The following is a 22566-nucleotide window of genomic DNA, read 5'->3' as shown; positions in this document are numbered from 1 at the left end:
GAACAATTTCGCCATCTTCTTTAGTGAAATGATTCACTGGATTGTCCAATAGCTCAAACACCTTCTCCGAAGGTCGACACAACGCGGCGCCGCTAGAGGTCACCACAATAGGTCGGTTGATCAAGATAGGATGCGCCATCATGGCATCAATCAGCTCATCGTCAGACAACGCAGGATTATCCAGACCTAACTCATCATAAGGCGTCCCGTTACGACGTAATAGCTCGCGTGGCGAAAGTGTCATCAAAGCTAGCAGCTCAAGCAAATACTCACGAGTAGGCGGTGTCTTGAGGTATTCAATGACATTCGGCTGCTCACCTGACGCCTGCATAATAGCTAAGGTATTGCGAGAGGTGCCGCAGCTCGGATTGTGAAAAATGATAGATGACATAACGACCTTTTATACCATTAGTAGGATTTGTGTTTTTAGAGAAAATCTAAGTTTAGCTATCGGACTGATTAGATGAATTGATATCACAGGTACTCAAACTGTCCAAAAGTGAATGACACAACTCTGGGTGGCCCGCACAGCAGTCTTTTAACAAGAATTGAACGACCTCTTCTACCTGCTTAAGAGAAGCTCGATAAATTATCTGTCGGCTTTGTCGTTGCGACACCACCCATTCTGCCCGTGCCAGTACTGCTAAATGCGCTGACATCGTATTGTGCGGGACGCCAAGCTGACGGGCGATTTCACCAGCAGGTAGACCATCAGGCTCGTGACTGACCAGCAGTCTAAAAGCCTTTAATCGAGTATCTTGAGAGAGCGCCGCAAAGCTGGCAGTAGCATTCATTATTTCCATATGTCCAATAATATAGACATATTGGAATAAATCAAGAGTATTTTAAAATCAGCTTCAAACTATTTTGCAAATCCAACTCGATATACTTAGAACTCGCTATCAAATAAACTTTAAGACTTTAGTTAAAATAGCTAGCTCACTTATAACTGTTTAATATTTATTTCAGGTATACCCCAACCGAACCAGTCATTTCACCCTTTAAACCTATTAATAGGCCACCTAAAATAGACTGCTATAAGAAAACTACTCAAATCAAACCATCAAGCAGGTAATACCTATAAAAGCTCATAAAACCAGCTTAAAAAAGTAAAATCCCAGCGCAGTTGCAAGTAGTGTGAGCCCTACATGTAACCCCACAAGCCCTAAGCCTGCCAGCACTCGCCCATCATGGATAAAGCCAAAGACCTCGGCACTAAAGGTGCTAAAAGTGGTCAGTCCACCTAAAAACCCTGTGATAATAAACACGCGAACCGTATCGGACAAATCACTGCCCATACGCTCGAACCATACTAGCGCAAGGCCTATCAGCAGACCACCTAATACATTCGCGCCAAGGGTGCCCAATGGTATCCAGCTGTGCATTATATTAAAGCGTGATAGCCACGCGCGCAGACACGCGCCAATCGCTGCTCCTAAACCTATGGCTAGCCACTGCATCGCGTTATCCTTTTTGTGATTTAGAACCGATTAAGATTTGGAGCAAAATTTAAAGTGCTGGCAGTTCGGTCATCGGCCAACGTGGTACGCAGCTTACGGCCAGATCATCAGACTGCCCCGCTTGTAAGCGCTCATACCCTGCATAGGCTATCATCGCCCCATTATCAGTACACAGCGCAGGCGGTGCATAATGTACAGTGGCGTCTATCTTCGCCAGTTCAGTTTCTAGCGTTTCACGCAAATGAGTATTGGCACTGACCCCGCCTGCGATAACTAAACGACTCATATCGGTTTGTTTGAGTGCTTTGACGCATTTTTTGACTAAGGTATCGACCATCGCATGTTGAAAGCTTGCTGCAATGTCAGCTCGAACTTTTGGATCGCTATCGGAGCCAGTTCCTGAGCCATCTGTATCTTTGATCAGATTATGCACCGCTGTTTTCATCCCGCTAAAAGAAAAATCTAACCCGCGATGGAGCATAGGACGCGGTAAGGCGTAGGCCTTTTGATTGCCAGTTTCTGCAAGTTTGGCGATATTGGGACCACCAGGGTAAGGCAGACTTAGCATCTTAGCAGCTTTATCAAAACACTCTCCTGCCGCATCATCTATCGATTCACCTAATATCTCATACTCCCCGATACCGTGTGCGGCAATCAGGAGCGTATGACCACCAGAGACCAATAGAGATACAAAGGGAAAAGGCGGCGGATTTGCACCCATAAGCGGCGCGAGCAAATGCCCCTCCATATGATGCACCCCAATCGCTGGAATATCTAAACCATAAGCCAAGCTGCGACCAAATAGCGCACCTGTCATCAGTGCGCCGATAAGACCTGGACCTTTGGTATAAGCAATGGCGTCAATGTCGGTTTTTTTGATACCGCACTGCGCAAGCAATTCGTTAAGTAGTGGTACCAGTTTGCGAATATGGTCACGACTGGCAAGCTCAGGTACCACGCCGCCGTAGAGGGCATGGAGCTCTACTTGAGAGTACAATACCTGACCGATCAGACCTTTATTATCACTATTAATCTGCTCGCTATCAAAAATAGCCAGACCCGTCTCATCACAAGAGGTCTCCAACCCTAATACCTTCATACCCTCACCCCTTTATACTTCATACTTCATACTTCATACTTCATACTTCATACTTCATACTTTATAGTGACTTTTGCCTCGCTACCAATTGGGTTATTCTATAGTTATTAGCAAAAGAGTAGCCATAAAAAACCGTCACTGTGCACCCACAATGACGGTCAGTTTAGCAAATTTCAATAGCTTATAAGCTTGTACTAGCTAGCCGCCTCAATCATATATTCAACAGCTTGACGAATTTGTGCTTCGGTCACACCATTATAAGCCTGTGCTGGCATCTGATTAAAGCCATTTGCAGAATGAGAGGCTAGCGTATCGACGCCTTTTGCGATACGAGGGGCCCAAGCTGCTGCGTCACCATATTTGGGAGCATTGAGTAGACCCGTTGCATGGCAGGCCATACATTGATTGTTATAAAGCTCAGCACCGACATTGACCGCCAAGTCCTCTGCAGGCGCGCCAGCTTCTACGGGCATATCTGTTGCCATTGCCATCTCATCTGTAGTAGCCGTCTCAGCAACAACCATCGGCGTCGTTGCTGGAAATTCAAAATCCTCGGCTTCAGGAGCATTTGCACGAGCTAGATTTGCCGCATCGTTAACGCGTTCAACAGCCAAAACATCATGAGAACCTTCTACGCTGCCGCCGCAAGCGCTAAGAGCTATACCTGAGCCGATGAGCAATGCTGTCCATAGTGATGCGTTTAGTACTGTCTTCTTCATCCCAAAATCCTTGTAAAAATCAATCTGAATAAGTTGTGGTAATATAAAATTATCATAACATAAACTGCTTTTAATACGTATAAACCGTATGGACTTTTTGTGCGCGACCATTACATTTTAAGGGACGCTCTAGTCTCAACTTAGCCTTATTATCGGTATAAAACCGTGTAAATATTTTGACTTTATCTTATTTTTTGAGTATAATTACCGCCCTTATGCTGTTTGCATAAGCTATCCTAGTTTGAGCTGATGCCTGTAATCTTGAGATATTACGGCTAAATACTAATACACAGCCAAACTAATGCCTTTATATCTCATCCCGATAAGGAGTCTCAATGCCTGCTGTTAAGGTTAAAGAAAACGAACCCGTAGATATCGCTATCCGCCGTTTTAAGCGTGCTTGTGAAAAAGCTGGCGTTCTATCAGACGTACGCAAACGCGAATTTTATGAAAAACCAACGCAAGAGCGCAAGCGCAAAAAAGCCGCTGCTGTTAAGCGTTATAAGAAAAAATTGCAACGCGAAACGATCCGTACTACTCGTATGTACTAATTACTATTGAGCCAATAGCTTAAATGTGAGTACTACAAGTGCTATACCAACGCTGCTGCTATCGATTGATATCAGCAGCGTTTTTTATGCTACACTTTTTAGCATTGTGTTTTGTACCCGGCGTTTACCCATTAGCTTTTAGCTATCAATACTTGCATTAAACCACAAGGAACAACAACGATGAGCGATCTTAAACAAACGTTATCTGACAGTATCAAAGTTTCGATGAAAGCCCGCGAGCTTGAGCGTGTAAAAGTGCTGCGTAATGTACAAGCCGTCATCAAACAGATCGAGATTGACCGTCAAACGCAGCTTGATGATGCTGACGTTTTAGACGTCTTGCAAAAGCAGCTTAAACAGCGTCATGAGTCGCTCACTATTTTTACTGAAAATAATCGTGAAGATCTAGCGACCAAAGAGCAGTTCGAGATTGATATTATCAATGGTTTTATGCCAAAACAAATGGACGATAGCGAGCTTGCCGCTTTGGTTAACGCTGAGATTACAGCACAAGGTGCGACCTCAATGCGTGATATGGGTAGTGTCATGGGCGCGCTCAAAAGCAAAACCGCAGGTCGCGCTGATCCAGCAATCATCTCAAAATTAGTCAAAGACGCTCTACAAGGCTAATACTGCCATACGCCTAAAACAACCGCTTCATGCAAGCCATTTGACTTAAACGACTTAGCATAAACCCTTTCATATAAACTGCTTAAGGCTCAAAGCTTTTGGCAGTTTTGACGTTTTTGATCTCAGCTCTAATGTTAGCGAGCAAAGGCGGAGCACTATTAGCTTGCGCGGTGTTTTGTAGTTGCTCACTCAACTGCTTGGCCTGATTAAGCGATGTCAGAGCACTGTCGTAGCGACCGCTCCACAACTGGTTTTGACTACGGTAACGCAGCGCATTGATAGTAGCGATATTTGCTAGCGCCGTTATCTCTGTCGTTTTGGCTAATTTTTCATTTGCCAGTTGCATACTTTGCCACGCGTAACGATCGCTTGGCTCCTGCTGCGTTAGTGGTTTTAGTAGGACTTGGGCTTGGGTAGGCTGATTGCTATTGGTCAGAGCTTCGGCTAGATACAGACGTAGGTCACGGCGCTCAGGATACAGGCGCTGCTGACTTTGTAATACCTCTACTGCCTGCTGCCACTTGCTTTGATCACTGAGTATTTGACTGTAAGTAATAGACAATAAAGGCTCTAGCATTTGGCGCTGCGCAATCGGTAGCGATTGCAATTTGGTCATCATATCTTCAGCTTCAGAATAACGCTGCTGATCGCCATACCAGTACAGTAGCGCCACTTTAGCACCTAGGCTGTTATTAGCTGCAGTCTTTAGGGTAATCTCAGACACATGCTTACCTGTGACCTGTACGCGCCAATGCAATAAATCAAATAGCGCTTGATGACGCTGCTGCTGGGACAAGGTCAATGAAGAATAGCGCTGGGCCCGTGTTTGTGCTTCGCTTAAGCGCTCGTTACTCAAAGGATGCGAGCGTACAAAACTTGGCATGAACTGATTGGCAGTCTGGTTGAGCTGACTTCTTTGATTCATGGTGGCAAAGAAGCTTGGCATCGCCCTTGGATCATAGCCCGCTTGCGTCATGATTTGCATGCCGACGCGATCTGCCTCACGCTCATTGCTACGACTAAACGCCATACTACTATTCATGGACGCAGTCTGACTACCCGCCATTACCGCAGCGGCTGCATTGCCATCGACAGCGGAAGCCGCGATTGCAGCTAGCATGCCGCCTATTTGTAATAGTAGTGCCTTTTTGCGCGCGTCAGCGCCGCTCTCGTAATGACGCTGACTGATGTGCGCCACCTCGTGAGCGATAACGCTTGCCAGCTCATCCATACTGCCTGCGGCGAGTATCGTACCTGTATTGATACCGATGACGCCACCTGGCGCTGCAAAGGCATTAATGCTTGAATTATCGATGAGCACAAGCCCAAGCGGCGCTTGCTGGCGCGCTTGGGCATTAATGCGCCATGTCATATCTTTAATGGTCTCTTGAATCCAAGGGTCATGCTCCATTTTGACTCGGCCATTGATATTCTGTAGCGACCATGCACCGAGCATTTTATTTTGATATTGCTCATCAAAGCTCAGTCCTGAGCCACGTAAGTTTGGCAGCTCTAGGGTCTCTGACTCTGAAGTTTGCCAGGAATTACCAGTAAACAAGGTAGCTGCCGATGTAGCCTCGACCCATGGCATTGTGGACACTACACAGATAAGCGCTACTGATAGCAAAGGCTTGAGAACAATCTTGCCTGCCTCTTTTGGCTTTTGGTTTGCGTCACTATTTATAAGTAAACGGTTGGCTGCTCTTGTATTAGCACGCTTCAGATTTGAGTAGTACAAAGGCGTATCCTATCAGATGACTAAGATGTCAGCTTTGACTATACGAGCTTGTTTATACAAGGTCAATTTTAGCCTAGAGATAACTACCAATATCCAAGCAGGTGTCACTTTTTAGCAACAGTCGCTCATCATTTCAGTGAGTCAAACATACTGTTGAGTGTATTCAACTACAACCAACACGCTGCTATTTGCTACAATGATACGCTACCGCATGAAGGGGTCATTCTCTATGTCCATCGAACACGTTTCTACTCACAAGCCAGACACGACCTATGATATCTCAGCACTATCTGCTACAGAGCAGCGACTGGCGCAACCCCTACTAGGGCTGCTAGATAGAGATATTGCTCAGTCGCACTCTAGTGAGAAGACACGATCTTTGGCTACCTCTATCATATCAATAAAAGCGTTCGTCGATGGGCAAGGACTTGCCTGTCCTATGCCCCTACTCAAAACCAAAGTAGCACTTCGTCAGCTTGCAAATGATGACTCTCTATACGTCGTGGCTACAGATCCTAATTCACAAGCCGACATTATGGCTTTTTGCGAGCAAAGCCAGATGACAAATGCCGCAAGCGCGCTGTCGTTATCGATCAATACGGTCACGTCCCTCTCAGATAAGCGTGAGGCAGATAGCAATTTAGCAACATCATTCGATACAATATATCACTTCATCATTACCAAAACTGATAGTAACTAAGCGCTGCTATCCTTTACAATTAATACAAATACAACTTTGCTTACTTAGTTAAGAATACTAAAGGTCAAGAATATGGCTACCAAATCAGCAATAGACAATAATAACCGTTCAAAAAAGGACAAGGTGCAAGACAAAAGCGCATCTGATAGCACAGTGTCAAAAGATATAGTGTCAAATGACGAAACGTCGAACATAAAAACCGCTTCAGGCAAGACTTTGACGCCTGCCAAAAACGAGGCTCGCACCGCAGCACTCAAGGCTGCAGCACAAAGACCGCCTTATGACGCGAGTAAATTAGGGGATACGAGTACTCGCGACTTGGTTCCTGCGATGCCAACGCATCTATCAGCTCCTGGGGTGAACTTGGGCGCGTATATCAATACGGTACATCAAATTCCTATCTTGACGCCGACCCAAGAGCAGGAGCTTGCCCATCGTTATCATGACGAAGGCGATGTCGAAGCGGCGCGTCTGCTAGTCATGTCACATCTGCGTTTTGTTATTCATATCGCGCGTAGCTATTCAGGTTACGGCTTACCGCAAGCAGATTTGATTCAAGAAGGTAATTTGGGACTGATGAAAGCGGTCAAACGTTTTGATCCAAACAAAGGCGTGCGTCTCGTCTCCTTTGCCGTACATTGGATCAAAGCTGAAATTCATGAGTTCGTCATTCGTAATTGGCGTATCGTCAAAGTAGCGACTACCAAAGCGCATCGTAAATTATTCTTTAATCTGCGTAGCCTTAAAAAGACCAATAACCAGCTGACACTAGAAGAAGCGGATGCTATCGCCAATGATTTAAATGTCACGCGCAAGCAAGTGCTCGAGATGGAGTCACGTCTGACCTCTTATGATGCCTCGTTTGAAGCTCAGTCTAGCGATGATGATGGTCGTTATGCCCCGCAGCTGTTCTTAGAGGATGGTATCGATCCTGCCGAGCAGTTAGAGGAAGCGGATTGGGAAGAGAATAATTCTTCAGCACTACTGGCTGCTATGGATACTTTAGATGATCGTTCGCGCGATATCGTTGAGCAGCGCTGGCTCACAGAGCAAAAGTCAACCTTGCATGAGCTAGCGGCCGTCTATTCGATATCTGCTGAGCGTGTTCGTCAAATCGAAAAGAACGCCATGGACAAGATTCGTGATGCGATGACTATCGAGAGCGTTATACTGCCAGATGATATTCAATAATTATTCAACATTAATGATATATTAAGGTCAAATAATAATGAATTGGATAGGTATTGGCGCGCTTAATATGGCAATTGCCGTGGGACTTGGCGCTTTTGGTGCTCATGGTCTCAAAGGGATCGCTGATGAGCAACAATTAGGCTGGTGGCATACGGCTACGCTCTACTTGCTTGCACATGCTTTAGGGCTGCTGATCGTTGGGCTACTTATTCGTTTGAATTATGCCACTCAAACGACAGCTTGGCTGCTACAAGTTGGCGTAGTTATCTTTGCTGGTAGTTTATATGCGATGACTTTAGGTGCGCCGCGCTGGTTTGGGGCGATTACCCCTATCGGCGGGTTACTGATGATAGTAGGATGGGTTTGGCTTACTGTTACTACGTTTCGTGGCGTAGCAAATTAGTCAATTATTTTAATAAAAGAGATAGATGTTATGAGTACAATTCACGTTAATGGCAAAACGATGCAAACAACCCATCAAACGGTACAACTGGTCATCAATGAGTTAGGACTGAGTCAAGGTCGTTATGCGGTTGAGGTCAATGATAAACTAATAGCAAACTCTGATCTAACAAAAACTAAAGTGATCGATGGTATGAGCATTGAAGTTGTTCAACAAGATGAGCTATAGCTATAAGCTTTTAATTTTCATCGGTATTGAATTGCAAACGAATAATACTAAAACACAACTCTCAAATGTTATTCTATTATTTCAAAAGACCTCAAACGTATCACGTATTGAGGTCTTTTTTATATAGAAATCTAGCTAACAACTGCTTATCAGACACCTAGCTCATAAGAGACGCTTCATCGTTTCCAATTTCCTCAAAACGTCCTTCACGCCCAGCGCCTTGTGTCTTTTTACGCTCTTGGCGGGTTTTATATTTACGGACTTGCCTATCGAGTTTGTCTGCCATCTCATTAATGGCTTTGTACATATCATCTTCAAGAGCTTGAACAAACATCTCCTGCCCTGAAACCCGCAAAATAGCTTCAGCTTTATGGCTCTTTTTGCCGCCGTCACTAGCGCCGCTATTATCCAGTGACAAGATCACTTTGATACTTTGTATTTGATCAAAATGACGCTCTATTTTGGCAAGCTTTTCGCGTACGGAGGTGTCCATAGCTTCGGTTACACTGATATGGTGACCACTGATAGATACATTCATATTGTTGTCCTTATGGTTATCATTCTTATTCAAGAGGTGATATCGCATCCCTATGCTTATCACCTGTGCCTCATCAATAATGACAAAACCTATTAGTGTAATAACTGATCATTTGATACATGGAGTGTCCTATTTTTATTCCCCATTCTGATCGGTTATATTTGGCTAAATACAGTATTGATGCCTCTCTAATTTGTCATGAAAGGCGATGAGTAGCAAGACAAAAAACTGTAACAGAATGTAATAAAATAAGTCTTCACTTATATAAATCTATATAATCAAAAAATTTTATTTTATATTCTAGTTTTAGAATATTCATAACAAAAAAGAGTAAATGTAAGCTAGTACTTTTGCTTACGTTGGGTTGAGGATCCAATGTTCATAGCCTCGCGGTACTTGGCTACGGTTCGTCTAGCAATCTCAATGCCTTGCTCTGATAATTGTGTTTGTATACGACTATCAGATAGAGGCTTCTTAAGATTTTCATCCATAATTAGCTGCTTTATCATGGCACTAATAGCGGTCGAGGAGATATCGCCCTCGCTACTACTGACATGCGATGAGAAAAAATGCTTGAGTGAGAATAACCCTTGGGGCGTCAAAATACTCTTGCTGGTGGTTAAGCGTGAGACCGTAGATTCATGCAATTCAACCTCTTCTGCAATATCTTTTAAGATTAACGGTTGCATTGCCGTCGCGCCTTGACGCAAAAACCCTTGCTGACGGCGTATGATACTGGTCGCTACTTTGAGTAGGTTTTGATTGCGCTCCTCGATACTGCGGATAAACAATCTGGCATCAGTCAAGTTCTCTCGCAGATATTGATTATCAGGGCTATCATCACCGCGCTTAACCAAGCTTGCGTATTCGCGATTGACACGCAGCTTGGGTAGGGTTTCGGGGTTAAGACGAACCTGCCAGTCCTCATCTAGTAGTGACTGCTCATGACTTGATGGGTTTTGGTTTGATGTATGATTTGACTGAGTGCTTTTTTGCCGTACTGGAGTGACTAAAACATCAGGAATGTCATAGCTATCAGGGGCACGGGTGTAGTCTGGCTGATCACTTTGAAAGGACAATCCTGGTGCTGGGTTCAAGGTGCGTAATAGCTCAAGTGCTGGGGTGATACGCGTCGCAGGTAGGCCCGTTAGCTCAATCAGAGCTTTAATATTATTGCTGACCAAATACTCACTGGCAGTCAACAAAGCCTGTGCATCTTGTAAATACTCTGTGTTCTTATCCAGTTTAGACAGCTGTATCGCTAGGCATTCACTTAGATTACAAGCCCCAACGCCAAGCGGATCGCAAGATTGAATAATACGTAGAACCGCTAGTATCTCGTCGTACTCAACATGCTCATCCCATTGATAAAAACTTGCCATGGTCTCAAAGCTTTGGAGCAGGTCATCGATATCAAGGCGCACAAAGCCCATGTCGTCCATAGAATCAATTAAATACTGCGCAATCAAAGCATCAGTACTAGATAGGCGTTTGAAGTTGAGCTGCCAGCGTACATGATCTTGAATAGTGGCGTGTGTGCTGCCTTGATAACGATCCATCTCATCAAAGTCAGCTTGGCTTGTGCTCGACCCACTGGACGCGCCAGAGGCGTAATTGCCACTATCATAATTATCACTAGCAAAGCTGTCGTCGTTATCATCAAAGCTATCGTTACTTTGTCCAAAGTCATCAGCATTAGAGTCTTTAGACTCATCCTTATCTGATGTAAGGGAAGTCTGATTCCATGTCTCAAGTGACAAGGACTCGCTCAGCTCACCGTCTGTCATATCATCAAGACGCTCAAACTCCTCTTCTTCCTCTTCAATACGTTCAAGCAAAGGATTACTATCAAGCTTGATCTGCACCTCTTGTGCCAACTCAAGACTTGAGAGTTGAAGCAGTTTGATGGCCTGCTGCATTTGCGGTGTGAGCTTTTGCGAGGTGCCAAGGCTGGTTGCAAGTCCGAACGACATACTCATGAAAGGGTTATTACTCTCCAGTATAATTAGGTTGTTGGTAGTTGTGGCAACTATAAACTTAGCGCTATGAGTTCATGACGATAGCATTTTTTATCATAATTTTGCTATGATAATTTATCCGTAAGCTCAAAACAGCTGGTTATTAATATCTATACATAGCTCTAGTTTTGATATTATCGATACTGTCTGTTAAACCTTCAATAAAACCAAAAAACGAATGAATAGATGTTTTTTAACATCACTGAGTCCATTATGAATGATACTAGCTATACCGACCAAGAGCCAATTACGGTTGCCGCAGTACAGCTTAATAGTCAACAAGACATTGAGGTCAATCTTGCTGCTATAAAATCCGCTATCACTGATGCCAGCGAGCAAGGAGCAAGCCTAGTCGTCCTACCAGAGAATTGCTGTAGCATGGGTGCACAATCTGCCACCGCTAAGCGCTTCGATGAGATATCAATGACGCTAGCGGATTACGCCCGTGAACAGAATATCTATCTATTGGCAGGTACGCAACCTTGTTTTTATCGTCCTGATGGCAGGATCGTCCCCGATGGTCGCATGCGTCAAGTGAGTCAGCTGTTTGCGCCGGATGGGACACAAATTGCGCGCTATGATAAAATTCATCTGTTTACTGCGACGGTCGCTGACAAGCAGGGTAGCTACAATGAAGCGGCAACCTTTGAGCCGGGTACACAGACGGTGGTCGCCCCGATTACTATCAAAGATAGCATCTATCAATTAGGCATGATGGTGTGCTTTGACTTACGGTTTCCAGCATTAGCGCAGCGTTTGCGTCAAGCTGGCGCTGATATATTGAGCGCCCCTTCTGCCTTCACTTATATGACAGGACAAGCGCACTGGTCGCTATTGTTGCAAGCGCGCGCACTCGATAGCCAGTGTATGATAATAGGCGCCGCGCAAGGCGGTGAGCACTTCGGCAAAAATGGTAATAGTCGTCAGACATGGGGGCATAGTGCCATCACAGACTATAATGGCAAGGTGCTAAGCAGCTACGATCACAGTACATTTGATGACTCTGATAACGCTCACGACACCGATAACAAAAACTACGCACTAGTATTTGGTACTTTGAGCAAATCAACACAAGATAATGCTAGACAAAAAATGCCGATCTTTCAATGTCACCGTTTGGCGTAACTTTTAAGAGTGATAGTAGAAGTGCTATTAAAAAGCACTGTCATACTGTTACAAAGGTGGCTCATTGTCATTTCTTGTATGCGTCGCGCGTGGATGAGCGCGATCATAGACTTGAGTGAGCTTGGCAAAATCAACATGGGTATAGATTTGCGTGGTGCTGATATCACTATGCCCAAGCATCTCTTGCACAGCGCGCAGATCGCCACTCCCTGAGAGCATGTGCGAGGCAAAGCAATGGCGCAATAGATGCGGATACATATTTTGCGCAATGCCTGCGCGCTTGGCAGTAACTTTTAGACGCTGCTGGACGGCGCGCGTTGAGAGCCTAGTCCCAAGCTTCTCGCTAATAAACAAAGCGCTATCGACTTGCTCTACCCATAGATTACGATGCGGTAAGTAGCGCTTGATGGCGTCGCGCGCTTTCATCCCTATCGGTACGAGGCGGGTCTTATTGCCTTTACCTGTCACTCGTACCCGCAAATCAGATAGATCTATATCCGTTACATCGAGCGCGACTAACTCACCTACGCGCAGACCACTACTGTAGAGTAACTCAAACATCGCCTTGTCGCGTAGCCATAGTCGCGCCTGCTCTGGCGTATCAGGCGCAGGCTGATCCAGCAGTTGCGTCAGCATATCGATATCAGCGATGGACGGCAATGGACGTGGACTACGTTTGAGCTGATAACCCGTCGTTGGATTGATACGCGCAAGCTCCTGTTCGATAAGCCAGCCATAAAAATGCCGAATTGCTGACAGCTCTTGCTGTACACTAGCAAGCGCCAGATTGTCCTCATCGAGACGCTGAGAGATATGCTGAGCCAATTGACGCTTATCACAGCGCGTCCATGTCAAGCCTTTACCCCGCAAAAACAGCGCCAACTGATTGACCCCAGCGAAATAAGCCCTCAAAGTATGCTCTGAGTGATTGCGTACCTTGAGTATACCCAGCCAGCGATTAACAGGTATGAACAGCTCTTGTAGCTCGCCATCTAGCTCCAATGCGTCCGCTACATCTGTAGATATCCAAGGATGATTTGGCTCTTTATTGACAATAGACATCGCTTATTAACCGTTAGCTGTCAGGATTGGGCGTGATGCCCGCTTGCGCCATAAGGCCATCTGGGCTAAACACCCCTTCGTATACAAAGGCTGTCGGACCGGTCATCATCACAGAATAGCCTGGTTGCCATTTGATAATCATACTACCGCCATACAACTGAGCGCGCACATCCTCCCCTTCATCAAGCCAGCCCTCACGTACCCCTATCGCTACCGCTGCGCAAGCCCCTGTGCCGCACGCTTGTGTCTCGCCGACACCGCGCTCATAGACTCTCAGACGAATATGACGCTGATTCATGACTTGCATAAAGCCGACATTGACTCGCTCTGGAAAGGCTGGATGCGACTCTAAAGCCTTACCCAAGGTTTCGACATCCGCATCGAGGACGTCATCTACCTTTATCACCGCATGCGGATTGCCCATATTCGCGACATAAAGCTGAACGGGCGTACCCTCGACACTTAAATGATAGGCATTTTGAATCTTGGTTGTCGCTTTGGGGGTAAAGGGAATCTCGTCTGGCTCGAATTTGGGCTTACCCATATCGACCTCAACCCAGCCGTAACGATCTGTGGTCAAAGCGATAATACCGCTTGCGGTCTCAACGCGCAGGCGCTGCTTAAAGGACAGTTTGCGCGCTTGTACGAAACGTGCAAAACAGCGCGCGCCATTGCCGCATTGCTCAACCTCTGTGCCATCGGTATTAAAAATGCGATAGCTAAAATCCACGTCAGGGCGCATCGGCGGCTCAACGACTAGCAACTGATCAAAGCCTATTCCTAGGTGGCGATCGCCCAACAACTGTACCAAATCTTTGGTCAAGTCCAAGCGCTGCGTCACCAAATCGATGACCATAAAATCATTGCCCAGCCCATGCATCTTTGTAAATTCTATTAGCATATCCCTGTGTCCTACTCTATTATTATATGTCAGTTATATTAGCATGCTACCTTACACAATGATAACTATCAGCGTGTGCTAATGCTTGCTTACGGTAATAAAACGCTGACCATAAAAAACCCACTGTCATTATGACAATGGGTCTCATCTCAACCAGTGCTCGCTTACGCTTTTGTAGTCATTAGCTACTTATCCTGCCAGAGTATCTCATCACGGTATAAGTCCTCAAGCGTTTCGCGCTTACGTATGAGTTGATGCTGGTGACCTGCAACCATGACCTCGCAGGCTCGCGCCCGCGAATTGTAATTACTACTCATGGTAAAGCCGTAGGCACCCGCGCCAGTGATCACCAAGGTATCGCCTACTGCTAGCGTCAGCATACGATCCTTTGCCAAAAAGTCGCCCGTCTCGCAAATAGCACCTACGATATCCCAAGGCTTGGCATCAGTGCCAGTATCAGTATCTTGACTTGGCAAGGTCTTAGGAATGACAGCCATCTCAGCTTGATAGAGCGCAGGGCGAATCAAATCATTCATCGCTGCATCAACGATAGCGAAGTTTTTGTGTTCAGTTGGCTTGAGTACATCAACGCGTGTAAGCAGCACACCTGCATTGGCCACCATGCTCCGACCCGGCTCAAAGAACACCTTTAATCCAAGCGTTTTAAGTTTAGGCAACAAAGCTTGAGCAAAGTCAGCAATAGAGATGGGCGTCTCATCGATATAACGCACGCCCAAACCGCCGCCCAAGTCGATGTGTCGCAGCTCAATACCCTTATCACGTAACGCGCCAATTAGCTCAATCAGCTTATCTAATGCGGCAACGAAAGGATCAACCTCAGTCAACTGTGAGCCGATGTGACAGTCGATACCTGTGATATCGATGTGCGACATTGCAGCGGCTTGCTCATAGACCGCGACTGCCTTGTCATGAGCAACCCCAAACTTATTATCTTTGAGACCTGTTGAGATATAAGGGTGAGTATTAGCATCAACGTCTGGATTGACGCGTAGCGATACGGGGGCATGTTTGCCCAACTGCTGAGCGACGTCGTTAATCAGCGTCAGCTCGCTTACTGATTCTACATTGAAGCAGCTGATATTCTGATTTAGTGCAAATTCGATATCAGAGCGCGTTTTGCCCACGCCTGAGTACACGACGCGATCCGGTCTCCCGCCTGCCGCTAATACACGCATTAGCTCACCGCGCGAGACAATATCAAACCCTGCGCCTGCTTGCGCCAGTATTCCTAATACCGCAAGGTTGGAGTTGGCTTTTACTGCGTAGCAAATCTGATGATCGAGGCTAGCGAAGTTCTTACTATACTCATGATAGACGTTCAATATCGCCTGTTTTGAGTAGACGTAACACGGCGTGCCGTAGTGATCGACCACATCACTGATACTCACCTGCTCCATATGGAGCGCTCGGTCTTGATAATGCAACGTAGGCAAACGATCGCTCAAAGCAACAGGATCAATATACAAACCTTGCTCGGTTTGAGTGGTAACAGAATTAGGGGCGCAGGCTTGCAAGGTCGAATTACTCATAGCTGAATCTCAAAGGTAGGGCGTGTTTTTAATAGTGGCGCGTGTTGTTGTTAGGGCGTGTTTTTAAAGTTAGTAGTCGTTGGGATCGTCACTGACATCAGGCAGTATTTGCTTTTGCTCAATATAACGAGTTTTGTCATAGTCGCTATTATCTAGATTATCAAAAGCAGTGTCTTGCGGCTGGCTACCGCTATTTAGTACAGCAGATGAGGTCTCAATTGTGGTCTGATCGCTATTATCGACCAAATACAAAGCGCCTTTTTGCCCGCAGCCTGTCATGCCAATTAGGCTTGTGCTAGCAACTATCAACAAGCACGTTATATGATGAGTGCTACTAGATAGACGGCGAGCTGATCTTATATAGGATAAGCGAGAGAATATAGACATAAGGGTCATAACCTTGAGGCAAGTCTGCTAAAAAATATAAAAGAGTACGGCAAGTTTTTGCAATAGTATATACCGTCATCGAACGCTGCAATAATAGCATTATTCGATACGAGTGTCTGATATTGCTAATGACTGTTTGATAAATTTACTTACAACTAATATTTTAACGGCCTGTTTTTATGCACCGCTTACTACTCTTTATATTCAGTGAACATCTGTATTGACACCTTGCTACTCATTACCCCTAAACCTTATAGTTGTCGTGGTATAGAGTCCAAAATATGTTACATTATTAACAAGGCCTATTTAGTTTAATCGAGTAGCTAGTACGCTGTTTGATAAATTATAAGCAAATAAAACCCCACTGCGGCGAATATTTAGCTGCCCGATACCCCTACTGACGATCATCTAAGGATAGAGCATGAGCGATAGCGCAACCACCCAAACCCGCAATGAGCAACAATCTGACACCTCACAATTAACCAATCCTACTTTAGTCTTAAACTGTGGCTCATCATCCATCAAGTACGCTCTTATCAGTGAAGATGCGTCAACGCGTATTACAGGTCTCGCCGAAAACTTAGGACTCGATACCGCCCGCATCAAGCATACCTCATTGAGCGGTGAAAAATTAGAGATTAGCATTCCAGGTGGTCGTCATAAGCTTGCACTACAAAAAATCCTTGAGCTACTTGAGCAATATCATTTTGTCGCCGTCGGTCATCGCGGCGTCCATGGTGGCCGTGAATACTCAGAAGCGGTGCAAGTGACCGATCATGTGTTATCTGAGGTCAAGCGCCTCAAGTCACTAGCTCCGCTACACAATCCCGCCAACGCCCTAGGGATTGAGGCGGTACAAGCCATTTATCCTAATATCCCGCAAGTGGTCGTCTTTGACACCGCCTTTCACCAAACCATGCCAGCGGTTGCCTATCGCTATCCGATTCCAAAAGCACTTTACGAGGATCATAAGATTCGTCGTTATGGCTTTCATGGTACTTCGCACGCTTATGTCTCAGAGCGCGCTAGTCAGATTACCAAAGCGGACGGTCCTCATGGCTGGTTAACTGCGCATTTGGGTAATGGTTGTTCAGCGGCTGCCGTTTATGATGGCAAGAGCTTGGATACGAGTATGGGTCTGACCCCGCTTGAGGGTCTGATGATGGGTACACGTAGTGGTGACGTCGATCCAAGTCTGCACATTCATCTTAAACGCCAGCTCGATATGAGCCTTGAGGATATCGATAAGATGCTTAATGGCGACAGTGGTCTGCTGGGTATCTCAGGTTTATCTAACGACATGCGTACGGTTGAAGAAGCCGCTAATGAAGGGCACAAAGATGCCGAGCTTGCCATTGAGATGTTTGCCTATCGCGCGGGTAAATACTTGGCAGCTCTAAGCTGTGCGTTGCCTGAATTTACAGGCATTATCTTTACCGGCGGTATCGGTGAGAACTCAGCATCGACTCGTGCCCGTATCCTAAATGTTATGCGTCACTTTGGTATCTCGTTTGACGCTGATAAAAACAAAACCTTGGTTGGCGGAGCGGAGAATAGTTTTCATAGCGAAGAGAGCAGTATTGAGCTGTGGGTTATCCCAACCGATGAAGAGCTGCGTATCGCAACCGAGACACGTCAGACTTTGGGTTTGAATTAGACGTATGTATCGGCACATTCATTTATTAAAAATACAATAAAAAGTAGGAGACGCTATGCAAACTATTTTATTAGTTCCTATCAGCCGAGGTATCGGTGTGACGTCAGCGGCGCTAGGTCTGATTCGGGCGCTCGATTATAACGGTATTAAAGCGGGCTTTATGAAGCCGTTTTTGCAAGATGATACTCTAGATAAACAAAAGAGCTTAGATAGCTCAAGTGCACTTGCTATGCACGCCTTTGGTCTCAAAGCGCCCAAATCTATTGGGCGTCAGCGCGCTTTACGCATGATCGGTGATGGCAATATCGATGAGCTCATGGAAGAGGTGATTGGCAGCTTTCATAGTATCGGTGATGATCAAGATGTCGTCATCTGTGAAGGTCTAGTCTCAACGACAGAGGCCTCTTATGCCTCCCAAGTCAACCGCGCTATTGCTCATGCTTTGGACGCCAAAATTATCTTTGTCAGCGACGCTGATATCAACAATCCTGCGCATTTGGCTGACAAGCTCGACGTCCATGCACGTGAGTTCGGCGGTATCGCAAGCGCGCGCACCCTTGGCTGTATTTTGATGCGCGTTGATGTGCCGAACACCTATGACAACCAACCTGTGGCGCCAGGCGAAGCGGTGTTTGAGCTTGATCAAAGCTACATTCAAGAAGTACAGCGCTTATCGCCGCATTTCGATAGTGAGCAGTTTCGCTTGATTGGAGTGGTACCTTTTAGCGATACGTTGTCCGTACCGCGTACTTGGGATATCGCCGCCGAGCTTGATGCTACTTGGCTCAATGTTGGCGACGCCAAAACCCGCCGCATCAATAACATCAGCCTAACCGCGCGCTCTATTGCCCGCGTTGATGAGATCTTCAAGCGCGGTACACTGATCGTCGTCCCAGGCGACCGTGATGATTTGCTCCTTGCCGCAGGGCTGGCCTGCATCAATGGCGTACCCTTAGCAGGTCTAGTGCTCACGGGCGGGGTCACACCGAACGAGACCGTCGCCGCATTGTGGGTCTCAGCGCTAAAGACGGGCATCCCTGTAATGAGCGTTGAAACTGATAGCTTTGAGACGGTACAAAAACTCTTGCACATGAGTGCTGAGATTCCAAGTGATGATACTGAGCGCGCCACCGATGTCACGCGTTATGTCGCCGCGCACTTAGATTTGGCTTGGATAAAAGAGCAATTTAGCGGTGATCATAAGCCGCGACTATCTCCTGCCGCCTTCCGTCATCAAGTGGTCAAGCAGGCGCAGCAAGCCAAAAAACGTATCGTACTGCCAGAAGGTTCTGAGCCGCGTACCGTTGAAGCCGCTTGTATCTGTCAAAGCCGCGGTATCGCCAATTGTGTGCTATTAGCAACGCGTAGTGATGTTGAATTAGTTGCCAAAAATCGCAACTTGACCTTGCCTGAAGGGCTTGAGATTTTGGATCCTGCTTCGCTAGACATGGATAAATATGTCGCTGCTATCGTTGAGCGCCGTAAGGGCAAAACCACGACTGATATTGCGGCTGAATATCTGCAAGATACCGTCTATCTAGGCACGATTATGCTACAGTTAGACGAAGTGGATGGCTTAGTCTCCGGCGCTATCCATACCACTGCCAATACCGTACGCCCAGCGTTTCAGCTGATTAAGACTGCACCGCAGTATTCGTTAGTGTCATCGGTATTCTTTATGCTATTGCCAGAGCAAGTCGTCGTCTATGGCGATTGTGCTATTAATCCTGACCCAACCGCAGAGGAGCTGGCTGAAATTGCGATTCAATCAGCGCAGTCTGCTGCCGCCTTTGGTATCGATCCCAAAGTGGCAATGATCAGCTACTCTACGGGTTCATCAGGTACTGGCGTTGACGTCGAAAAAGTTACGCGTGCCACGCAAATCGTCCGTGAGCGTGCGCCAGATCTAGCCGTAGATGGTCCGCTACAGTATGACGCCGCCTCGGTTATGAGCGTCGGCAAACAAAAAGCGCCTGATTCAAAAGTCGCCGGTCAAGCCAATGTCTTTATCTTCCCCGATCTCAATACGGGTAACACCACTTACAAAGCGGTACAGCGCAGTGCTAATGTCATCAGTGTGGGTCCAATGCTACAAGGTTTGAACAAGCCGGTTAATGATTTATCACGTGGTGCGCTGGTTGATGACATTGTCTATACCATCGCTTTGACGGCTATCCAAGCTCATAGTGATTTGATTTAAGTTAGGGTTTACTCGTTAATTATAAAAAACGCTCATCATAAAGTTATGGTGAGCGGTTTTTTTAGCTACAAATTTAGCTCTTAGCGCTATTGACGTTATAATGATGACATGACTCAAAGTCCCTTCTCCTCTCATGCTATCAAACCTGCTATTCGCGTCTATCTTGGCGGTTCATTTGATCCTGTCCATCTTGGTCATGTACAGATGGCGATGACGGTTTATGAGCGCTTATTACCCTTTGCAAGCGAACAAAATCGCAAGCTGCATCTATCGTTACTCCCTAATGCACGCTCACCTTTTAAGACCCATAGCACAAACCCTAAACATCGATTGGCTATGCTAAAGCTCGCGGTACAAGATACACCGCTACACATCGATGAGCTAGAACTATGGCAAACGCCGCCCGTCTATACTATCGATAGCGTGCGTACATTACATGCTCACTATCCCAACGATAGCTTGATATTTATCATGGGTATGGACAGCGCGAGTAGTTTGGATCGATGGAGGGATGGTTTAGAGCTGACTGATTATGTCAACTTATGGATATTTGACCGTGTGGATATCAGCACAGAACCTGTAGATGTCAAAGTAATAAGCCAGCCAGATGCTGTGAAGCGACTGCCTATAGAACTACAAGCGCAGACGACTGATTCTGTTATAAATATACTTAAACCCTTGAAAACCAATGACCAAGGTCACATTTATATAGACCGGCGAGCTATAGCATCAGTATCGAGTACGCAAATACGCCAGTTGCTAGCTGCACCTAAGCGCGACCCTTCGGTTAAGTCGCAGATGTCAGTCACCTCTGTCACGCCAATAAATGATATCATAGGTTCTATTTCCCCCAATCTACTCGATAAATGGCTAAATCCTGCGGTTTATCACTATATAATGACCCATCAGCTATATTCTAGGGCTTAATTCCGTTAAAATTGCGTTATACCTTTTGTTGCTTTTTACCCTTTAATGAACACCGCGCTTTTTATCTAACTGCCTGTAGTTCATGACCCTATTTATTTTTACCTATTGTAGTAATGATTTAAGAGACCACTATTTATGACTAACACCATGACTGATGAGCGTTTAAAAGAATGTTTAGACCTCGTTACCACCGCTTTAGAAGATATGAAAGCCAAGAACATTACTGTACTTAATGTCGAGGACTTAACCGATGTTATGGAACGTATGGTGATTGCTGATGGCACCTCAAAACGTCACGTGCGCGCGCTTGCTGACAGCCTTGGCGCTGAAGCCAAAAAAGCGGGCTTTATGCCGCTTGGCCGTGAAGGCGGCCACGATTCTGACTGGACCTTGATCGATTTGGGCGCGGTCGTCGTGCATATGATGATGCCGCAGGCTCGCGAGTTTTATGATCTTGAAGGTCTGTGGTCATCGTCTGAGAGCTTGGCAGAATTAGTTGCTATTCCGCGTGAAAAGAAAGCGGGTCGCCGTAGCTAAAATCGTTATAGCTTTGAGCACTACTGAAAGACCGGATAACGTATCTGGTCTTTTTTATGCGCGGCTATAACGCGTTCACCTGAATATAAATATGCTGAAAGCGCACTATGATTGCGCTAAGATAACGCTACCACTAAATCATATTGGTTTGCCATTTAGGACACATAATGAGCATAGAATCAGCTGAAAGTTTACTACAAAGTCAAATCGGAACAGGCTTTAATCACCCTCTGCCGCTACACATTGCCACCCTAACCTGTGTGCGCGCAGGCAAAGCCATGCCATTCGCGCGCGAGGCGATGAGTGCCATTGATAAAGCCCCTATCAAAGCGCCAGTCGCCGTTAACTTTATGGGTCTGAGCACGGATGAGCAAGCGGATCGTAAGCATCATGGTGGTCCATTAAAAGCAGTACATCAGATGCCAATCGCTACTTACGGACTTATCAATGCAGAGTTTAATCTAAAAGTACGCATTGGTACGCTAGGCGAAAACTTGATTACCGAGTCTGTTAACGATTTGCCCGATATGGACGAGTCTACGGTTTGTATTGGTGACGTATTTCAGTACGGTGATGAGTACGTTAATGGCGCTGATAGTGTGCAGTTACGTGTCGTACAACCGCGCCGTCCCTGCTATAAAATTAATGACCAAATCGGTCAATTTACTAAAGTGCCAAACATCGCAGCTTGGGTCAGTAAACAAGGTATCGCGGGTTGGTACTTCCAAGTTGTACGTGATGGCATAATTGATGTGGATTTGCCCGTTTATCTAATAGAACGTCCCTACCCGTTTGCGACGCTTGAGACACTGTGGCAACTGTCGAATTCAAAAGAGAAGTATGCTGCTGAGGATATTGAGCCGTGGCTCGCGATTGAGTGTTTGGAGGAGAGTTGGAAGGTGGTGCTGCGGAAGAAGGTTCGAAAGGGTTAGGAAGGTTCAACTT

The 22566-nt window shown here is 46.0% G+C and carries 23 protein-coding genes and 1 pseudogene; 12 read left to right on the top strand and 12 right to left on the bottom strand.

Translation table 11 applies throughout. The annotated features are described in order from the left end of the window. Window position 1: 1 nt before the first annotated feature. The 5 genes and pseudogenes from arsC to ACR64G_RS01360 all read right to left on the bottom strand — a co-directional run. Window positions 2-391 (bottom strand): annotated as a pseudogene (gene arsC / locus ACR64G_RS01380) (arsenate reductase (glutaredoxin)); the annotation flags it as partial. Between the two features lie 52 nt (window positions 392-443). Next, a complete protein-coding gene (locus tag ACR64G_RS01375; protein WP_435979779.1) occupies window positions 444-803 on the bottom strand; it encodes an ArsR/SmtB family transcription factor in 360 nt (119 codons plus the stop codon). A 285-nt stretch (window positions 804-1088) separates the two neighbouring features. Beyond that, window positions 1089-1460, bottom strand: a complete 372-nt coding sequence (locus ACR64G_RS01370) for a CrcB family protein (RefSeq protein WP_435979778.1) — start codon at window positions 1458-1460, stop codon at window positions 1089-1091. Window positions 1461-1509: 49 nt separating this feature from the next. Next, complete coding sequence (gene tsaD / locus ACR64G_RS01365) at window positions 1510-2559, bottom strand: tRNA (adenosine(37)-N6)-threonylcarbamoyltransferase complex transferase subunit TsaD (protein ID WP_435979777.1); 1050 nt, start codon at window positions 2557-2559, stop codon at window positions 1510-1512. Window positions 2560-2753: 194 nt separating this feature from the next. Continuing rightward, the gene (locus ACR64G_RS01360; RefSeq protein WP_435979776.1) at window positions 2754-3278 is read right to left on the bottom strand and encodes a c-type cytochrome; all 525 of its coding nucleotides are present in this window, start codon (window positions 3276-3278) and stop codon (window positions 2754-2756) included. Between the two features lie 335 nt (window positions 3279-3613). Here ACR64G_RS01360 and rpsU point away from each other — a divergent pair, with 335 nt between their 5' ends. Together rpsU and ACR64G_RS01350 are read left to right on the top strand one after the other, a co-directional pair. Further along, on the top strand, window positions 3614-3829 hold the full coding sequence (rpsU, locus tag ACR64G_RS01355; protein WP_025651930.1) for a 30S ribosomal protein S21: 216 nt from the start codon (window positions 3614-3616) through the stop codon (window positions 3827-3829). Between the two features lie 180 nt (window positions 3830-4009). Continuing rightward, window positions 4010-4459 (top strand): GatB/YqeY domain-containing protein, encoded by a 450-nt coding sequence (locus ACR64G_RS01350; protein WP_435979775.1) that lies wholly within the window; start codon window positions 4010-4012, stop codon window positions 4457-4459. An 82-nt stretch (window positions 4460-4541) separates the two neighbouring features. Here the strand turns inward: ACR64G_RS01350 and ACR64G_RS01345 are convergent, their stop codons facing one another. Continuing rightward, entirely contained in the window at window positions 4542-6197 is a 1656-nt protein-coding gene (locus tag ACR64G_RS01345) for a M48 family metalloprotease (RefSeq protein WP_435979774.1), read from the bottom strand. A gap of 229 nt (window positions 6198-6426) precedes the next feature. Here ACR64G_RS01345 and ACR64G_RS01340 point away from each other — a divergent pair, with 229 nt between their 5' ends. The 4 genes from ACR64G_RS01340 (at window position 6427) to thiS (ending at window position 8719) form a co-directional block, all read left to right on the top strand. After that, window positions 6427-6897, top strand: coding sequence for a sulfurtransferase TusA family protein (locus ACR64G_RS01340; RefSeq protein ID WP_435979773.1), 471 nt, complete (start codon window positions 6427-6429; stop codon window positions 6895-6897). Between the two features lie 330 nt (window positions 6898-7227). Further along, window positions 7228-8088 carry an RNA polymerase sigma factor RpoH gene (gene rpoH, locus ACR64G_RS01335; RefSeq protein ID WP_435980606.1) on the top strand — a complete coding sequence of 287 codons (861 nt, stop codon included), beginning with the start codon at window positions 7228-7230 and terminating at the stop codon, window positions 8086-8088. Window positions 8089-8125: 37 nt separating this feature from the next. Next, window positions 8126-8491 (top strand): DUF423 domain-containing protein, encoded by a 366-nt coding sequence (locus tag ACR64G_RS01330; protein ID WP_435979772.1) that lies wholly within the window; start codon window positions 8126-8128, stop codon window positions 8489-8491. A gap of 30 nt (window positions 8492-8521) precedes the next feature. Continuing rightward, window positions 8522-8719 carry a sulfur carrier protein ThiS gene (thiS, locus tag ACR64G_RS01325; RefSeq protein ID WP_435979771.1) on the top strand — a complete coding sequence of 66 codons (198 nt, stop codon included), beginning with the start codon at window positions 8522-8524 and terminating at the stop codon, window positions 8717-8719. 157 nt (window positions 8720-8876) lie between these two features. Here the strand turns inward: thiS and hpf are convergent, their stop codons facing one another. After that, window positions 8877-9257, bottom strand: a complete 381-nt coding sequence (gene hpf, locus ACR64G_RS01320) for a ribosome hibernation-promoting factor, HPF/YfiA family (RefSeq protein ID WP_435979770.1) — start codon at window positions 9255-9257, stop codon at window positions 8877-8879. A gap of 341 nt (window positions 9258-9598) precedes the next feature. Further along, window positions 9599-11236 (bottom strand): RNA polymerase factor sigma-54, encoded by a 1638-nt coding sequence (locus ACR64G_RS01315; RefSeq protein WP_435979769.1) that lies wholly within the window; start codon window positions 11234-11236, stop codon window positions 9599-9601. Window positions 11237-11488: 252 nt separating this feature from the next. On the opposite strand from ACR64G_RS01315, the gene ACR64G_RS01310 reads away from it, so the two are divergent. Beyond that, window positions 11489-12400 (top strand): nitrilase-related carbon-nitrogen hydrolase, encoded by a 912-nt coding sequence (locus tag ACR64G_RS01310; protein ID WP_435979768.1) that lies wholly within the window; start codon window positions 11489-11491, stop codon window positions 12398-12400. Between the two features lie 48 nt (window positions 12401-12448). Here the strand turns inward: ACR64G_RS01310 and ACR64G_RS01305 are convergent, their stop codons facing one another. The 4 genes from ACR64G_RS01305 to lptM form a co-directional block, all read right to left on the bottom strand. After that, window positions 12449-13462, bottom strand: a complete 1014-nt coding sequence (locus ACR64G_RS01305) for a tyrosine recombinase XerC (protein WP_435979767.1) — start codon at window positions 13460-13462, stop codon at window positions 12449-12451. Window positions 13463-13475: 13 nt separating this feature from the next. Continuing rightward, a complete protein-coding gene (dapF, locus tag ACR64G_RS01300) occupies window positions 13476-14363 on the bottom strand; it encodes a diaminopimelate epimerase (RefSeq protein WP_435979766.1) in 888 nt (295 codons plus the stop codon). Between the two features lie 185 nt (window positions 14364-14548). After that, window positions 14549-15913: a diaminopimelate decarboxylase gene (gene lysA, locus ACR64G_RS01295; RefSeq protein WP_435979765.1), complete on the bottom strand. Its 1365-nt coding sequence runs from the start codon at window positions 15911-15913 to the stop codon at window positions 14549-14551. Between the two features lie 69 nt (window positions 15914-15982). Continuing rightward, window positions 15983-16300: an LPS translocon maturation chaperone LptM gene (lptM, locus tag ACR64G_RS01290; RefSeq protein ID WP_435979764.1), complete on the bottom strand. Its 318-nt coding sequence runs from the start codon at window positions 16298-16300 to the stop codon at window positions 15983-15985. Between the two features lie 421 nt (window positions 16301-16721). Between lptM and ACR64G_RS01285 the strand changes: the two genes are divergently transcribed. From ACR64G_RS01285 to ACR64G_RS01265, 5 genes are all read left to right on the top strand, one after another. Next, window positions 16722-17957, top strand: coding sequence for an acetate/propionate family kinase (locus tag ACR64G_RS01285; protein ID WP_435979763.1), 1236 nt, complete (start codon window positions 16722-16724; stop codon window positions 17955-17957). A gap of 55 nt (window positions 17958-18012) precedes the next feature. Continuing rightward, window positions 18013-20157 (top strand): phosphate acetyltransferase, encoded by a 2145-nt coding sequence (pta, locus tag ACR64G_RS01280; RefSeq protein WP_435979762.1) that lies wholly within the window; start codon window positions 18013-18015, stop codon window positions 20155-20157. A 108-nt stretch (window positions 20158-20265) separates the two neighbouring features. Continuing rightward, window positions 20266-21084, top strand: coding sequence for a nicotinate-nicotinamide nucleotide adenylyltransferase (locus ACR64G_RS01275; RefSeq protein WP_435979761.1), 819 nt, complete (start codon window positions 20266-20268; stop codon window positions 21082-21084). 135 nt (window positions 21085-21219) lie between these two features. Beyond that, window positions 21220-21621, top strand: coding sequence for a ribosome silencing factor (gene rsfS, locus ACR64G_RS01270; RefSeq protein ID WP_435979760.1), 402 nt, complete (start codon window positions 21220-21222; stop codon window positions 21619-21621). Window positions 21622-21899: 278 nt separating this feature from the next. Further along, window positions 21900-22553 (top strand): MOSC domain-containing protein, encoded by a 654-nt coding sequence (locus tag ACR64G_RS01265; RefSeq protein WP_435980605.1) that lies wholly within the window; start codon window positions 21900-21902, stop codon window positions 22551-22553. Window positions 22554-22566: the final 13 nt, after the last annotated feature.

The organism is Psychrobacter sp. DM4 (assembly GCF_051307035.1).
GTDB lineage: Bacteria > Pseudomonadota > Gammaproteobacteria > Pseudomonadales > Moraxellaceae > Psychrobacter.
The sequence above is the reverse complement of the archived record's forward strand: the minus strand, read 5'-3'. Positions and strand labels throughout refer to the sequence as shown.

Coding starts and splice junctions, on each gene's coding strand:
- ACR64G_RS01375 (WP_435979779.1), bottom strand. CDS start 803: ATGGAAATAATGAATGCTACTGCCAGCTTTGCGGCGCTCTCTCAAGAT.
- ACR64G_RS01370 (WP_435979778.1), bottom strand. CDS start 1,460: ATGCAGTGGCTAGCCATAGGTTTAGGAGCAGCGATTGGCGCGTGTCTG.
- tsaD (WP_435979777.1), bottom strand. CDS start 2,559: ATGAAGGTATTAGGGTTGGAGACCTCTTGTGATGAGACGGGTCTGGCT.
- ACR64G_RS01360 (WP_435979776.1), bottom strand. CDS start 3,278: ATGAAGAAGACAGTACTAAACGCATCACTATGGACAGCATTGCTCATC.
- rpsU (WP_025651930.1), top strand. CDS start 3,614: ATGCCTGCTGTTAAGGTTAAAGAAAACGAACCCGTAGATATCGCTATC.
- ACR64G_RS01350 (WP_435979775.1), top strand. CDS start 4,010: ATGAGCGATCTTAAACAAACGTTATCTGACAGTATCAAAGTTTCGATG.
- ACR64G_RS01340 (WP_435979773.1), top strand. CDS start 6,427: ATGTCCATCGAACACGTTTCTACTCACAAGCCAGACACGACCTATGAT.
- rpoH (WP_435980606.1), top strand. CDS start 7,228: ATGCCAACGCATCTATCAGCTCCTGGGGTGAACTTGGGCGCGTATATC.
- ACR64G_RS01330 (WP_435979772.1), top strand. CDS start 8,126: ATGAATTGGATAGGTATTGGCGCGCTTAATATGGCAATTGCCGTGGGA.
- thiS (WP_435979771.1), top strand. CDS start 8,522: ATGAGTACAATTCACGTTAATGGCAAAACGATGCAAACAACCCATCAA.
- hpf (WP_435979770.1), bottom strand. CDS start 9,257: ATGAATGTATCTATCAGTGGTCACCATATCAGTGTAACCGAAGCTATG.
- ACR64G_RS01315 (WP_435979769.1), bottom strand. CDS start 11,236: ATGAGTATGTCGTTCGGACTTGCAACCAGCCTTGGCACCTCGCAAAAG.
- ACR64G_RS01310 (WP_435979768.1), top strand. CDS start 11,489: ATGAATGATACTAGCTATACCGACCAAGAGCCAATTACGGTTGCCGCA.
- ACR64G_RS01305 (WP_435979767.1), bottom strand. CDS start 13,462: ATGTCTATTGTCAATAAAGAGCCAAATCATCCTTGGATATCTACAGAT.
- dapF (WP_435979766.1), bottom strand. CDS start 14,363: ATGCTAATAGAATTTACAAAGATGCATGGGCTGGGCAATGATTTTATG.
- lysA (WP_435979765.1), bottom strand. CDS start 15,913: ATGAGTAATTCGACCTTGCAAGCCTGCGCCCCTAATTCTGTTACCACT.
- lptM (WP_435979764.1), bottom strand. CDS start 16,300: ATGTCTATATTCTCTCGCTTATCCTATATAAGATCAGCTCGCCGTCTA.
- ACR64G_RS01285 (WP_435979763.1), top strand. CDS start 16,722: ATGAGCGATAGCGCAACCACCCAAACCCGCAATGAGCAACAATCTGAC.
- pta (WP_435979762.1), top strand. CDS start 18,013: ATGCAAACTATTTTATTAGTTCCTATCAGCCGAGGTATCGGTGTGACG.
- ACR64G_RS01275 (WP_435979761.1), top strand. CDS start 20,266: ATGACTCAAAGTCCCTTCTCCTCTCATGCTATCAAACCTGCTATTCGC.
- rsfS (WP_435979760.1), top strand. CDS start 21,220: ATGACTAACACCATGACTGATGAGCGTTTAAAAGAATGTTTAGACCTC.
- ACR64G_RS01265 (WP_435980605.1), top strand. CDS start 21,900: ATGCCATTCGCGCGCGAGGCGATGAGTGCCATTGATAAAGCCCCTATC.